The organism is Streptomyces sp. SBT349 (assembly GCF_001083795.1).
GTDB lineage: Bacteria > Actinomycetota > Actinomycetes > Streptomycetales > Streptomycetaceae > Streptomyces.
This window is the reverse complement of the sequence record NZ_LAVK01000226.1, coordinates 1-12,597: the sequence shown is the minus strand read 5'-3', so window position 1 is coordinate 12,597 and position 12,597 is coordinate 1. Positions and strand designations below refer to the sequence as shown.

Annotated in this window: 16 protein-coding genes; 4 read left to right on the top strand and 12 right to left on the bottom strand. The window is 72.1% G+C overall.

Going from position 1 to position 12,597, the window contains the following annotated elements; all coding sequences use genetic code 11:
• The first annotated feature begins 6 nt into the window (after positions 1-6).
• Both ADY01_RS41630 and ADY01_RS24090 read left to right on the top strand, forming a co-directional pair.
• Entirely contained in the window at positions 7-114 is a 108-nt protein-coding gene (locus tag ADY01_RS41630) for a hypothetical protein (protein WP_324613260.1), read from the top strand.
• Between the two features lie 49 nt (positions 115-163).
• Entirely contained in the window at positions 164-679 is a 516-nt protein-coding gene (locus ADY01_RS24090) for an HNH endonuclease (RefSeq protein ID WP_049577562.1), read from the top strand.
• Between the two features lie 88 nt (positions 680-767).
• Here ADY01_RS24090 and ADY01_RS24085 read toward each other — a convergent pair whose 3' ends face one another.
• From ADY01_RS24085 to ADY01_RS24075, 3 genes are read right to left on the bottom strand one after another with little or no spacing between them, the layout of a single operon-like run.
• Positions 768-1,727, bottom strand: a complete 960-nt coding sequence (locus ADY01_RS24085; RefSeq protein WP_049577560.1) for an SPFH domain-containing protein — start codon at positions 1,725-1,727, stop codon at positions 768-770.
• A 57-nt stretch (positions 1,728-1,784) separates the two neighbouring features.
• Complete coding sequence (locus ADY01_RS24080; protein WP_049577557.1) at positions 1,785-2,210, bottom strand: NfeD family protein; 426 nt, start codon at positions 2,208-2,210, stop codon at positions 1,785-1,787.
• A 41-nt stretch (positions 2,211-2,251) separates the two neighbouring features.
• Complete coding sequence (locus tag ADY01_RS24075; protein WP_049577555.1) at positions 2,252-3,043, bottom strand: ABC transporter ATP-binding protein; 792 nt, start codon at positions 3,041-3,043, stop codon at positions 2,252-2,254.
• Between the two features lie 108 nt (positions 3,044-3,151).
• Here ADY01_RS24075 and ADY01_RS24070 point away from each other — a divergent pair, with 108 nt between their 5' ends.
• Entirely contained in the window at positions 3,152-3,955 is an 804-nt protein-coding gene (locus ADY01_RS24070; protein ID WP_049577553.1) for a hypothetical protein, read from the top strand.
• Between the two features lie 62 nt (positions 3,956-4,017).
• Here ADY01_RS24070 and ADY01_RS24065 read toward each other — a convergent pair whose 3' ends face one another.
• The 5 genes from ADY01_RS24065 to ADY01_RS24045 all read right to left on the bottom strand — a co-directional run bounded on the left by ADY01_RS24065 (position 4,018) and on the right by ADY01_RS24045 (position 9,322).
• Positions 4,018-4,278 (bottom strand): chaplin, encoded by a 261-nt coding sequence (locus tag ADY01_RS24065; protein ID WP_049577551.1) that lies wholly within the window; start codon positions 4,276-4,278, stop codon positions 4,018-4,020.
• A 134-nt stretch (positions 4,279-4,412) separates the two neighbouring features.
• Positions 4,413-4,652, bottom strand: coding sequence for a chaplin (locus ADY01_RS24060; RefSeq protein ID WP_049577549.1), 240 nt, complete (start codon positions 4,650-4,652; stop codon positions 4,413-4,415).
• Positions 4,653-4,852: 200 nt separating this feature from the next.
• Entirely contained in the window at positions 4,853-5,491 is a 639-nt protein-coding gene (locus ADY01_RS24055; protein WP_049577547.1) for a response regulator, read from the bottom strand.
• Positions 5,484-6,632: a GAF domain-containing sensor histidine kinase gene (locus ADY01_RS24050; protein WP_049577544.1), complete on the bottom strand. Its 1,149-nt coding sequence runs from the start codon at positions 6,630-6,632 to the stop codon at positions 5,484-5,486. The genes ADY01_RS24055 and ADY01_RS24050 overlap by 8 nt, the downstream gene beginning before the upstream one ends.
• A 170-nt stretch (positions 6,633-6,802) precedes the next feature.
• The gene (locus ADY01_RS24045) at positions 6,803-9,322 is read right to left on the bottom strand and encodes an FHA domain-containing protein (protein ID WP_049577543.1); all 2,520 of its coding nucleotides are present in this window, start codon (positions 9,320-9,322) and stop codon (positions 6,803-6,805) included.
• Between the two features lie 231 nt (positions 9,323-9,553).
• On the opposite strand from ADY01_RS24045, the gene serB reads away from it, so the two are divergent.
• Positions 9,554-10,789 carry a phosphoserine phosphatase SerB gene (gene serB / locus ADY01_RS24040; protein WP_199826295.1) on the top strand — a complete coding sequence of 412 codons (1,236 nt, stop codon included), beginning with the start codon at positions 9,554-9,556 and terminating at the stop codon, positions 10,787-10,789.
• 25 nt (positions 10,790-10,814) lie between these two features.
• Here serB and ADY01_RS24035 read toward each other — a convergent pair whose 3' ends face one another.
• The 4 genes from ADY01_RS24035 to ADY01_RS24025 form a co-directional block, all read right to left on the bottom strand.
• A complete protein-coding gene (locus tag ADY01_RS24035; RefSeq protein ID WP_049577539.1) occupies positions 10,815-11,333 on the bottom strand; it encodes a SixA phosphatase family protein in 519 nt (172 codons plus the stop codon).
• A 124-nt stretch (positions 11,334-11,457) separates the two neighbouring features.
• Entirely contained in the window at positions 11,458-11,649 is a 192-nt protein-coding gene (locus ADY01_RS24030; protein ID WP_049577537.1) for a hypothetical protein, read from the bottom strand.
• 169 nt (positions 11,650-11,818) lie between these two features.
• Entirely contained in the window at positions 11,819-11,935 is a 117-nt protein-coding gene (locus ADY01_RS41355) for an SGM_5486 family transporter-associated protein (RefSeq protein ID WP_267888466.1), read from the bottom strand.
• A gap of 17 nt (positions 11,936-11,952) precedes the next feature.
• On the bottom strand, positions 11,953-12,597 hold a 645-nt coding region (locus tag ADY01_RS24025), incomplete at its 5' end, for an MFS transporter (protein ID WP_049577535.1).

Here is a 12,597-nt window from a genome sequence, read left to right as displayed (position 1 = left end):
CTGGCCGTGGCCTGGCAGAACGTGGCCTACAACCAGCCGCCGCACCCGAGTTGGTTCATCGGGGCGGGCATGGGTGAGCCGGCGCGGCCGGCGATCCGCTACACGTCGCGCTAGCCACGGGCCCGCCGCGGGGCGGGGGAGGGAAAACGGGAGGTGGGCGGGAATGCGGCAGACTCTTGTGCTCAATGCGAGCTATGAGCCGCTGTCGACGGTGTCCCTGCGGCGGGCCGTGGTGCTGGTGATCCAGCAGAAGGCCATGGTGGAGCACGCCCACCCCGGGCTGCGGGTGCGGGCGGCGGCGGTTGATCTTCCGGTGCCGCAAGTGATCCGGTTGCGGCGGTTCGTGAAAGTGCCGTTCCGACAACGGGCCCCGTGGTCGCGGCGCGGCGTTCTGGTGCGGGACCGGCACCGGTGCGCGTACTGCGGTCGCCGGGCGACCACGATCGACCATGTGGTGCCTCGTTCGCACGGTGGACGGGACACCTGGCTGAACACCGTCGCGGCCTGCGCGGAGGACAACCACCGCAAGGCGGCCCGCACTCCGGCGCAGGCCGGGATGCGGCTGCTGTCCCAGCCGTTCGAGCCGACGCCGGCCGACACGCTGCTGCTGGCGCTGGGCGCGCAGGACGGCGACGCGCTGCCGGAGTGGCTGGCGCTGCCGGCGGCGGCCTCCGCGTGACGGCCGCCGTGCGGCGGTGAGTTCGGAACGGGGAGACGTTCGGAACGGGGAGAAGGAGCCCGCCCTCGCCGGGGCGGGCTCCTCCGTCCTAGTCGATGCGGGGCTGCTCGCGGCGGGCGGGCTTGTCGAGGGCGGAGGAACCGGCGTCGTCCCCGCCGCCGTTGCCGCCGTTGGGCGAGGCGAGCTTGTTCAGGTTGCCGCCGAGGCCCTTGAGGGCCTCACCGATCTCGCTGGGCACGATCCAGAGCTTGTTGGCATCGCCCTCGGCGATCTTCGGAAGCATCTGGACGTACTGGTAGGACAGCAGCTTCTGGTCCGCGTCGCCGGCGTGGATGGCCTCGAAGACCGTGCGGATGGCCTGGGCCTCGCCCTCGGCGCGCAACGCGGCGGCCTTGGCGTCACCCTCGGCGCGCAGGATCTCGGACTGCTTGGCGCCCTCGGCCTGGAGGATCTCCGACTGCCGCACACCCTCGGCCTGGAGGATCGCGGCGCGCTTGTCCCGGTCGGCGCGCATCTGCTTCTCCATCGAGTCCTGGATGGAGGTCGGCGGCTCGATCGCCTTCAGCTCGACGCGGTTGACGCGGATGCCCCACTTGCCGGTGGCCTCGTCCAGGACGCCGCGCAGGGCGGCGTTGATCTCCTCGCGGGAGGTCAGGGTGCGTTCGAGGTCCATGCCACCGATGATGTTCCTCAGGGTGGTGACGGTGAGCTGCTCGATGGCCTGGATGTAGTTGGACACCTCGTAGGTGGCGGCGCGCGCGTCGGTCACCTGGTAGTAGATGACCGTGTCGATGTTCACCACGAGGTTGTCCTGGGTGATCACCGGCTGGGGCGGGAACGGCACGACCTGCTCGCGGAGGTCGATGCGGTTGCGGATGCGGTCGATGAACGGGACGACGATGTTCAGTCCCGCGTTCAGCGTCCGGGTGTAGCGGCCGAAGCGCTCGACGATGGCGGCGCTTGCCTGCTGGATCACCTGGATGGTCTGGACGAGCGCGATGACGACCAGCACCACCAGGATGACCAGCACGATGATGATGGCGTCCATCGTGACTCCCCTTGCAGCTAGACGAGTTGGGATGATTGTCGGCGGTGTGGCAGCCCATCACATCACGATGGCGGTGGCTCCGTCGATTTCGACGACGCTGACCTGGCTGCCGGGCTCGTAGGTGTCGTCCTCCCCCAGGGAGCGGGCCGACCACACCTCCCCCGCGAGCTTGATCCGCCCGGTGTGGGCGTCAACGCGCTCCAGGACGAGGGCGGAACGGCCCATCAGCGCGTCCGAGCCGCTTCTGAGGGAGGGGGGCTGGTGGCGGGAGCGGCGGGCGATGGGCTGGACGGCCAGGATGAGGGCCGTGGAGACGACGGCGAAGACGACGACCTGCACCACGAGGCTGTCGACCAGGCCCGAGGTGAGCGAGGCGGCCAGGGAGCCGACGGCCAGCATGCCGAGCTCGGGCATGGTGGTCAGGACGAGAGCGATCGCGAATCCTCCGGCGGCTATCAGCCACCACACCCAGAAGTCCACCATGTCATGGTAGTGCGCCGAACGTCCCGGGGAACAGGGCTCGTTCAGGCGAGGGGGAGGCCCTGCGCCGACCAGCGGTCACCGCGGCGCTCGACGACGAGCGGGAGGCCGAAGCAGCGGGAGAGGGTGGCCGAGGTGAGGACGGAGTCGACGGGGCCCGCGGCCAGCACCTTGCCCTGGCGGATGAGCAGCGCGTGGGTGAAGCCGGGGGCGATCTCCTCGACATGGTGCGTGACCATGAGCATGGAGGGGGCGTACGGGTCGCGGGCGAGCCGTCCGAGGCGGCGGACCAGGTCCTCGCGGCCTCCGAGGTCGAGGCCGGCGGCGGGCTCGTCGAGGAGGAGCAGCTCCGGGTCGGTCATCATGGCGCGGGCGATCTGCGTGCGCTTGCGTTCACCCTCGGAGAGGGTGCCGAATCTGCGGTCGAGGAGCGGGCTCATGCCGAGCCGGTCGAGGAAGGCGCGGGCGCGGCGTTCGTCCACCTCGTCATAGCTCTCCTGCCAGCCCGCGGTCATGCCGTAGGCGGCGGTGAGGACGGTCTGGAGGACCGTCTGGCGCCGGGAGAGCTTGTCGGCGAGGGCGCTGCTGGCGATGCCGATGCGCGGGCGGAGATCGAAGACGTCGACGCCGCCGAGCTTCTCGCCGAGGATCTGCACGGTCCCCGAGGTGGGGAAGAGGTAGCTGGAGGCGACGTTCAGCAGGGTCGTCTTGCCGGCGCCGTTGGGTCCGAGGATGACCCAGCGCTCGCCTTCGGCGACGGACCAGGAGACCTTGTCCACCAGAGGCCGGCCTTCGCGGACCACGGATACGTCCACCAGCTCCAGTACATCGCTCATGCGCGCGGTATCTCCCCTTGCGAGTCGCCGTCGGTCACAACTTACGCCACGACCCCCCGCGGTCGATCGCCAGGAGGCTTGTTGGACTTCCTTCCCTAAGGTAGAGGCATGTTGGATGAACCTCGTGCGGGGAGGCTCGCCGCCTGGGGCAATGCCCTCTTCGCCGGACTTGTCTCACCCGATGACGCGACGGCGCGGGCGGTGGGTCCCGACACGGTGCACCGGGTGGTCGGGCTGCCGGATGAGCCGGGGGCCGTCGGGTTGACGCTCGCACTGGGCAGGATGCGGGTGCTGGGGGTCAAGGGGCTGCGGATCGCGCTGCCCGCCCCGGGGCACCCGCTGGGCCTGAGCGGGCCCGCGGAGTTCAACTCCGCGGCCCTCGACGCGGGTGAGGCGGTGGTCGCGGCGGGGCGGGGTCTGGGTCTGGTGCCCGAGGTCACCGAGGTGGGCCCCGAGGGCGACGTGCTGACCGAGGTGGTGTGGCGGTGCCTTCCGGTGCGCCTCGCACCGCCCGCGGACGTGCCGTCGCTCGGCGAGGCGGAACGGGAGCTGGCCGAGGTGCTGCGGGACACCACGGAGGCGCTGACGCGTCTCGACGTGGCGGGGGCTGGTCCGATGGCGCGGACGCGGCTCGACGCGTACCGGGCGCGGATGGAGCGGGGGCGTCATCTGCTGGCGCCCGGGTATCCGCCGCGGGCGGTGCGCGTGCTGGAACTGGCGCAGCGCGTGGGGGCGCTGGTGGGGATCGCCGAGGAGGCGGCCGAGGAGGGGCTCGGGCACGGGGCCGCGGTGAGCGCGGCGCAGATCGCGGAGCGGGACCGGCTGTTGCGGGCGGTGGAGCGCGCGGCGCGGCGGGCGCGGGTGGCGGCGTACAACGCGTACGCGGAGGAGCTGGAGCGGCAGCGGGGCTGACGCGGCGAGGCCCCCGGGGCCTTGAGGGCTCCGGGGGCCTCGGGTCGACGGGCCGCTTCCGCTCAGAGGTTGGCGGCCTTGTTGCCGAACACCGGGTTGAGGATCCCGACGACGTTGAGCGAGTTCCCGACGATGTTGGGCCTCAGGTCGACGGGGATCTCGATGATGTTGCCCGAGATGACGCCCGGTGACCCCACCGCAGCGGCCTCCGCGGTGGCCCCCGAGTGACCGTGGCCCCCGATGGCGGAGGCGGAGCCGGCCGCGGAGCCGACCGCGGCACCGGTGGCGGCGAGCACGAGGGCAGCCTTCTTGGCTGTGTTCATGGTTGCGTTCCTCCTGGACAGACTGTGCCGCGGCTCCGGCGACGGAGCCGCACGCTGCACAACGCGCGGGCCGAGCGCGCGGCACGGGCCGGAAGCCCGTTACCCACGTTCGGCCCAACGCTCTGCCAAGGGGCTCAGTGGTTGACCGAGCCGTTGCCCCACACCGGGTTCAGCACGCCGATGACGTTCACGGAGTTGCCCGTGGCGTTCACCGGGACATGGACGGGGACCTCCACCAGGTTGCCCGATCCGACGCCGGGGGACTCCAGGGCGACGCCGTTGGCGTTGGCCTGGGCGGAGGCCACGCCGGCTCCGGTGGCGGCGAGCCCGCCGGCCATGAGGGTGATCGCGGCGGCCTTCTTGAGCTTCTTCAACTTCCCAAACCTTCCTTGCACCTACTTGCACGTCCCGCGGCCTTAACGCCGCGGCGTGCCCTGGAGAACGGCGGAGGGGGCGAGGAGTTGCGCTGAACGGGTTACATCCACACGACGGTATGAATCTCATCCCGGAAAGTGGCGCTCGGTTTGGGTTCCTGGGGCGCATGGGGTAACGAGGGCGGCCCGGCCGGTGGGATTCAGTCGGAGATGCCGTGCCTGACCGCCCAGAGCGCGGCCTGGGTGCGGTCGGAGAGGTCCAGCTTCATCAGGATGTTGGAGACGTGGGTCTTCACGGTCTTCTCGGAGAGGACCAGGGCGCGGGCGATCTCGCGGTTGGACCGGCCGCGGGCGATCAGGGCCAGGACCTCGCGCTCCCGGTCGGTCAGCGAGCCGGCGCGGCTGTTCTCGCCCGCCCCCTCCTGGGCCAGCAGCGCGTCGGCCACCTCGGACTGGAGCAGGACGTGCCCGGCGTGGACGGAGCGGATGGCCCCGGCCAGCGCCGTGGGGTCGATGTCCTTGTGCACATAGCCCGCCGCCCCGGCGCGCAGCGCGGGGACGACGGTGCGGCGCTCGGTGAAGCTGGTGACGATGAGGACGCGGGCCGGGTTGCCGAGGTCGCCGAGGCGGCGCAGGGCCTCGACGCCGTCGGTGCCCGGCATCTTCACGTCCATGAGGATGACGTCGGGGCGCAGTTCCTCGGCGCGGTCGACGCCGGAGGCGCCGTCGGCGGCCTCGCCGACGACCTCGATGTCGTCCTGGACCTCCAGGAACGTGCGCAGGCCGCGCCGGACCACCTGGTGGTCGTCGACCAGCAGGACTCTGATGGCGTCAGCCACCGGGGACCTCCATCTCGATCGTGGTGCCCTTGCCGGGCGCGGATGTCACGCTGAGCCTGCCGCCGACGGCCGCCGCCCGGTCGCGCATGGAGACCAGGCCGAGGTGGCGTCCCGCGGTGCGGACGGCGGCGGGGTCGAAGCCGGTGCCGTCGTCGCGGACGCGCAGGACGGTGTCGATGCCGCGGCGGAAGAGGGAGACGCCGACCCGCTGCGGGACGGCGTGCCGCAGGGCGTTGTGCAGGGCCTCCTGGGCGACGCGCAGCAGCGCCTCCTCGTGGGCGGCGGGCAGGGCGCGCGGGGAGCGGCAGTCGAAGGTGACGCGGGCCGGGTGGGCGCGGTCGAGGACCTGGGCCTGGGCGCGGAGGGTGGCGACGAGGCCGTCCTCGTCCAGGGCGGCGGGGCGCAGCTCGACGACGGCGGCGCGCAGTTCGTCGGCGGCCTCGGCGGCGAGGGAGGCGATCTGGCCGAGCTCGCTCCTGGCGCGGCCGGGGTCGCGGTCCATGAGGGTGGCCGTGGCCTCGGCGGTGAGGCGCAGGGAGAAGAGCTTCTGGGCGACGGCGTCGTGGAGCTCGTGGGCGAGCCTGGCGCGTTCGTCGGCGATGGTCAGCTCGCGGCTGCGCTCGTAGAGCCTGGCGTTGGTCAGGGCGATGGCGGCGTGCTGGGCGAGGAGGTGCAGGAGGTCCTCGTCCTCGGCGGTGAAGGCGCAGCCGTCGGGGCGGCGGCGGCCCGGGGGGCAGCGCTTGTTGGCCAGGAAGAGGGCGCCGAGGACCTCCTCGCCGTCGGCGATGGGCATGCCGAGGAAGTCGGACAGCTCGGGGTGGGCGTCGGGCCAGCCCTCGAAGCGGGGGTCCTTGCGCACGTCGGCGAGGCGGACGGGGGTGGCGCCGCCGAGCATGGCCGCGAGGATGCCGTGCTGGCGGGGCAGCGGGCCGATGACCTTCCACTGGCGGTCGCTGATGCCGTCGACGAGGAACTGGGCGAAGCCGCCGTTGCCGTCGGGCAGGCCCAGGGCGGCGTAGCGGGCGTCGAGCAGCTCGCGGGCGGAGACCACGATCGTCTGGAGCACGTCGCGCACCTGAAGGGTGCGGTTCATGGCGAGCAGGGCCGCGCTCACGGCGGCCAGCCCGGTTCTGGGGGCCATGGTGAGACGGTAACGCGCCGGGCCGCCCCGGCGGATCGGCCGGGGGCGGGGGACGCGGTGCGGCGGTGGGCCTAGGACCGGGGACGGAGCCGGGAGACGGCGGGAACGGGAGACGGCGGAGGCGGGCGCCGTGGTCCGGTGCCCGCCTCCGTGCTCGCGTCAGCGCGCTGTCACTCGCGCATGACCTCCGGCTCGTGCCGGCGCAGGAACTTCATCACCAGGAAGCCGCAGGCGACGGCGATGAGCATCAGCATGGTCACGTCGAGCAGCCAGTAGCCGGCCTCGTGCTTCCAGATGGGGTCCGGGTCCGGCTCGGCGGTGGGCGAGGCGGTCAGGACGTTGAGGTCGACCGTGGTGCCGGTGCCGGCCAGGGCCCAGCGGGAGGGCATCAGCCAGGCGAGCTGCTCGACGCCCAGGCTGCCGTGGACCTTGAAGAGCGCGCCGGTGAAGACCAGCTGCACGACCGAGATCATCACCAGCAGGGGCATGGTCATCTCGGAGGTGCGCACCAGCGCCGAGATGACCAGGCCGATCATCATCGAGGTGCAGCCGAGGACCATCAGGACGAAGGTCATCTCCAGGGCGGGCGAGTCCTCCAGGATCACGCCCTCCAGGGGCATGTCGCGGGGGATGAAGCCGATGACGCTGAGCAGGGCGCCCTGGAAGACGGTCACGATGCCGAGCACGAAGACCTTCGACATCAGGTAGGCGGAGCGGGAGAGGCCGACGGCCCGTTCTCGCTCGTAGATGACGCGTTCCTTGATGAGCTCGCGGACGGCGTTGGCCGAGCCGGTGAAGCACATGCCGACGACGAGGATCAGCAGGATGATGCTGGCGTCGCCGTTCCGGCCGCCGGCCTCCGCGGTGCCGTAGGCGAGGCCGTGGTCGGCGGGGATGAACGTGGAGACCAGGCCGAGCACGATCGGCAGGGCGATGGTCAGGCCGAGGAAGCCCTTGTCGGCCATGATGACGGCGGCGTACCTGCGCATCAGCGTGAGCACCTGGGAGCCCCAGGTCTGCGCCTTCTGCTGGGCGGCGGCCATCGGGTAGAACTGGGCGGCCTGCGGCTGCACGGCGTCCAGGTCGGCGGCGTACATCTGGTAGTGCTGCGAGCCGCGCCAGCGGCCCATCCAGTCGTAGTCGCGGTAGTTCTCGAAGGCGGAGAAGACGTCGGCCCAGTTCTCGTAGCCGAAGAAGTTCAGCGCCTCGTCCGGGGGCCCGAAGTAGGCGACGCCGCCGCCGGGGGCCATCACCAGGACCCGGTCGCACAGGCCGAGCTCGGCCACGGAGTGGGTGACGACCAGCACGGTGCGGCCGTCGTCGGCCAGACCGCGCAGCAGCTGCATGACGTCGCGGTCCATGCCCGGGTCCAGGCCCGAGGTGGGCTCGTCGAGGAAGATCAGCGACGGCTTGGTGAGCAGTTCCAGGGCGACCGAGACGCGCTTGCGCTGGCCGCCGGAGAGCGAGGAGATCCGCTTCTCGGCGTGGTGGCTCAGCTTCAGCTCGGCGAGGACCTCCTCGACCCGCGCGTTGCGCTCGGCGTCCCCGACGTCGCCGGGGAACCTCAGCTTGGCGGCCAGCCGGAGCGCCTGCCTGACCTGGAGCGCGGTGTGCAGGATGTCGTCCTGCGGGACCAGGCCGATGCGGTGGCGCAGCTCGGCGAAGTGGGTGTAGAGGTTCCTGTGGTCGTACAGGACCTCGCCGTAGGTCGCGGGGCGGTAGCCGGTCAGGGCCCGCAGCAGCGTGGACTTGCCCGAGCCGGAGGGGCCGATGACGCCGACCAGGGACTTCTCGGGGACGCCGAAGGAGACGTCGTTGAGGATCGTCAGCTGGCCGTTGTTCACCTGGACCGTCAGGTGGCGGGCCGAGAAGGAGACCTCGCCGGTGTCGACGAACTCCTGGAGTTGGCTGCCGACCAGACGGAACGTCGAGTGGCCGATGCCGACCGTGTCGTTCTGGCCGAGGTAGCGGCGGCCGTTCTTCGGGAGCTGCTGACCGCTGACGTAGGTGCCGTTGTGGCTGCCGAGGTCGTGGATCTCGAAGCGGCCGTCGGGGTGCGCGAGGAACTCCGCGTGGAAACGGGAGACCTGGAGGTCCGAGACCACCAGCTCGTTCTCCAGCGCGCGCCCTATCCGGGTGACCTGGCCGACGGCGAGCTGGTGCAGGCTGGTCGCGCCGCGGTCGGCGCCCGGCCGGCCCTGCTGCGGGTACTGCTGTCCGTGCTGCTGCGCCGGGGGCTGGTGCGCCGGCGGCTGCTGCGCGGGAGGCTGGGCCGGGGGCTGGTGCTGCTGCGGCATCACCGGCGGGTGGCCGGCCATCGCGGGAGCCTGGGCCTGGGCCTGGTACTGCTGCTGCTGTGCCTGGTGCTGCTGGCCCGGGTACTGGCCGGGCATCTGCGCGCCGTCGGCGAAGGTGACCCGCGGGCCGTCGGTGGCGTTGCCGAGGTGGATGACCGCTCCGGGGCCGAGTGCCACCTGCTGGACGCGCTGCCCCTGGATGTAGGTGCCGTTGGTGCTGCCGTGGTCCTCCACGATCCAGCCCTGGCCGCCCCAGCGGACCGTGGCGTGGCGCCACGAGACGCGGGTGTCCTGGAGGACGAGGTCGCCTTGAGGATCTCTTCCCAGGGTGTACGACCTGGTCGGATCCAATATCCAGGTTTGTCCGTTCAATTCGAGTACGAGATCCGGCACTCCATGCCCCACAAAGTTGTCCCCCGAATAGACCTCCGACCGGAGGTCTTGGGATGTTTGAACATCGTGGGGGAACTATTCCAGGCTCGACCGGCGAACGGGAACCCGCCCCCCGAAAGTCACCAAGCTGGTGCAGAGCGTGCGTAGCTCCGTGACGTTCATCTCCCTGCCGTGTCCGAGTGCCGGGACGGACATGGCTCCGACGTCGGCAGCGGCTACCGTGGAAGAACCATGACCCCTGCACACATGGCCGAAGAGACCGCCGGGGGTCCGCCCGAGGACGTTCCCACTCTGCTGGTGAAGGTCTTCGGCAAGGACCGCCCCGGACTCACGGCTTCGCTCTTCCAGACGTTGGCCGTCTTCGTGGTGAACGTCATCGATCTGGAACAGGTCGTCACCCGGGGCCGCATCACGCTCTGCGCGCTGATCACCCTCCCCGCGTCCGGTTCGGGCACCGAGGGCGAGCTGCGCGCCACCGTGCACTCCTGGGCGGAGTCCGCCGGGGTGCAGGCCGAGATCATCTCCGGGACCGGCGACAACCCGGCCCGCGGCGCCGGGCGCTCGCACGTGACCGTGCTGGGGCACCCGCTCAGCGCGGAGGTCACGGCGGCGATCGCGGCGCGGATAACGGTCGCCGGCGGGAACATCGACCGGATCTACCGGCTGGCCAAGTACCCGGTGACGGCCGTGGAGTTCGACGTGTCGGGCGTGGGGACCGAGGCGCTGCGCACGGAGCTGGCCACCGAGGCGGCGGCCCGTTCCGTCGATGTGGCGGTGGTCGCCTCCGGGCTCCAGCGGCGCGCGCCGCGGCTGGTGGTGATGGACGTGGACTCCACGCTGATCCAGGACGAGGTGATCGAGCTCTTCGCCGCCCACGCGGGGTGCGAGGCCGAGGTCGCCGGGGTCACGGCGGCGGCGATGCGCGGCGAGCTGGACTTCGAGGAGTCGCTGCACGCCCGGGTCGCCCTGCTGGCCGGTCTCGACGAGTCGGTGGTCGACAAGGTCCGCGCCGAGGTGCGGCTGACCCCGGGCGCCCGTACCCTGATCCGCACCCTGAAGCGGCTCGGCTGCCGGGTGGGCGTGGTCTCCGGCGGCTTCACCCAGGTGACCGACGACCTCCGGGAGCGCCTCGGGCTGGACTTCGCGGCGGCCAACACGCTGGAGGTCGTGGACGGCCGGCTCACCGGCCGGGTCACCGGGGCGGTCGTGGACCGGGCGGCCAAGGCGCGGCTCCTGCGGGGCTTCGCCGCCCAGGCGGGGGTGCCGCTGTCGCGGACGGTGGCCATCGGCGACGGGGCGAACGACCTGGACATGCTCAACGCGGCCGGGCTCGGGGTCGCCTTCAACGCCAAGCCGCTGGTGCGCCGGGCCGCGCACACGGCGGTGACCGTGCCGTTCCTCGACACGGTGCTCTACCTGCTGGGGATCACCAGGGAAGAGGTCGAGGCGGCGGACGCCCAGGGCTGAACGCGCGCCCCGGGGTCCGGCGCGGTCACGCGTGGGGTGACCAGAAGGCGACGAGGCGGGCCGTGCCGCCTTCCACGGCCTTCCAGCCGCCGGTGAGGGTGAGCACGGCCACGGACGAGGTGGGGAAGCCGCCGCGGTTCATCGTGTCCCTGGTGTCGCCGTCGGCCTGGCCCGCGAGCGCGTCGGCGAGGGCGTGGACGGCGGGGTTGTGGCCGACGAGCATGAGGTCCGTGAACGCGTCGTCCGTCCCGTTGATGACGGCGATGAGCTCGCCGAGCGACGCCTCGTACAGGCGCTCGTCGTAGACGGTTTTGGGGCGCTTGGGCAGCTCGGGCGCGCACAGCTTCCAGGTCTCGCGGGCGCGGGCGGCGGTGGAGCAGAGGGCCAGGTCGGGCGTGACGCCGGCGCCGGCGAGCCAGCGTCCGGCCATCGGGGCGTCCTTCCGGCCCCGCTCGGCGAGCGGCCGGTCGTGGTCGGACACCTGCGGCCAGTCGGCCTTGGCGTGTCGGAGGAGAACGATCCTGCGAGGAACATCGACGCTCATGTGTCCCAGCTTCGCATGAAAGGTGCTGTGCGGCGTGGGTGGTTGGGATTCCCCAGGGGCCGGACGCGCTGGTGGGGGCGCCTGTGGGCTCCCGAGGGCCCCCGGGGGCGAGATGCCGCGTGGCTCAGGGCAGCCACGCGTCGCGGACGTGCTCGACCAGCCGGCCCAGGGGCTCGAAGTCGGCCCCGGTCGCCGCGTCGGCGTCCGTGCCGGAGGCGAGCAGCATCAGCAGGGCGGCGAAGGTCGCCACGGGAAGTGCGACGGCCCACCACCGGAGGCGGAGATCCACTCCGGGGCGGTTCGCACGGGTGGCCATGACAGGTCTCCCTCGGTCGGGTGCCGGGGGCGAACTCGGTGCGCCCGGCGTTGAGTCGAACCTACGGAAACGACGAGTCCCGGCCCATCCGGTGAGCCACCCAGTCACCCCTGAACCTGGCCCCCTAGGGGACGGTGGTGCTAGCACCACCACGGCGGCGCCGGCGCCGTCAGGGCGAGGCGACGGTGGCGATGACGGCGATGACGACGCTGATCCCGAGCATCGCGCCGAGGATCAGGAGCAGCGTGCGCTGGCCGCCGGTGGGGTTGGGTTCGAGGGCTGGCATACGGGTCATTCTCCCACTCAGTCGCCGTCCTCGACGCAGCGGTCCCGGCCGGCCAGCACACCGAAGGTGATCTGGAGGGCCATCAGCGCGGCCATCAGGGCGAGCGGGACGTGCCAGCCGCCGGTGGCCTCGTTGAGGGTGCCGACGAGGAGCGGCCCGGGGATGCAGATGAGGTAGCCGACGGACTGGGCGAACGCGGAGAGGCGGGCGGTGCCGGCGCCGCTCCTGGCGCGCAGGCCGATCATGGTGAGGGCGACGGGGAAGGCGCAGTTGGCGACGCCGAGGAAGATCGCCCACACCCAGGCGCCGGCGGCGGGGGCGAGCCACAGCCCGGCGTAGCCGACGAGGCCGCAGAGGCCGAGCCCCGCGGTCAGCGGGCCCTGGTGGCGCATCCGGGTGGCGAGGCGCGGGACGATGAGGCCGAGCGGGGCGCCGAGGCCCATGATCACGGCGAGCAGCAGGCCCGCGGTGGAGGCGGGGACGCCCGCGTCGCGGAAGATCTGCGGGGCCCAGCCGATGGTGATGTAGGCGGCGGTGGCCTGGAGACCGAAGAAGACGGCCAGCGACCAGGCGGTGCGGGAGCGGACCATCGAGGGCACGTCCGGGGCCGCGGCCGGTGCGGCGGGCGGGGTGGTGCCCGTTTCCGCGCTCGGCCGGGGGCG

Excerpts from the sequence above, each read along its gene's own strand:
- ADY01_RS24090 (WP_049577562.1), top strand. The coding sequence starts at position 164 with ATGCGGCAGACTCTTGTGCTCAATGCGAGCTATGAGCCGCTGTCGACG.
- ADY01_RS24085 (WP_049577560.1), bottom strand. The coding sequence starts at position 1,727 with ATGGACGCCATCATCATCGTGCTGGTCATCCTGGTGGTGCTGGTCGTC.
- ADY01_RS24080 (WP_049577557.1), bottom strand. The coding sequence starts at position 2,210 with ATGGTGGACTTCTGGGTGTGGTGGCTGATAGCCGCCGGAGGATTCGCG.
- ADY01_RS24075 (WP_049577555.1), bottom strand. The coding sequence starts at position 3,043 with ATGAGCGATGTACTGGAGCTGGTGGACGTATCCGTGGTCCGCGAAGGC.
- ADY01_RS24070 (WP_049577553.1), top strand. The coding sequence starts at position 3,152 with ATGTTGGATGAACCTCGTGCGGGGAGGCTCGCCGCCTGGGGCAATGCC.
- ADY01_RS24065 (WP_049577551.1), bottom strand. The coding sequence starts at position 4,278 with ATGAACACAGCCAAGAAGGCTGCCCTCGTGCTCGCCGCCACCGGTGCC.
- ADY01_RS24050 (WP_049577544.1), bottom strand. The coding sequence starts at position 6,632 with ATGGCCCCCAGAACCGGGCTGGCCGCCGTGAGCGCGGCCCTGCTCGCC.
- serB (WP_199826295.1), top strand. The coding sequence starts at position 9,554 with ATGACCCCTGCACACATGGCCGAAGAGACCGCCGGGGGTCCGCCCGAG.
- ADY01_RS24035 (WP_049577539.1), bottom strand. The coding sequence starts at position 11,333 with ATGAGCGTCGATGTTCCTCGCAGGATCGTTCTCCTCCGACACGCCAAG.
- ADY01_RS24030 (WP_049577537.1), bottom strand. The coding sequence starts at position 11,649 with ATGGCCACCCGTGCGAACCGCCCCGGAGTGGATCTCCGCCTCCGGTGG.
- ADY01_RS41355 (WP_267888466.1), bottom strand. The coding sequence starts at position 11,935 with ATGCCAGCCCTCGAACCCAACCCCACCGGCGGCCAGCGCACGCTGCTC.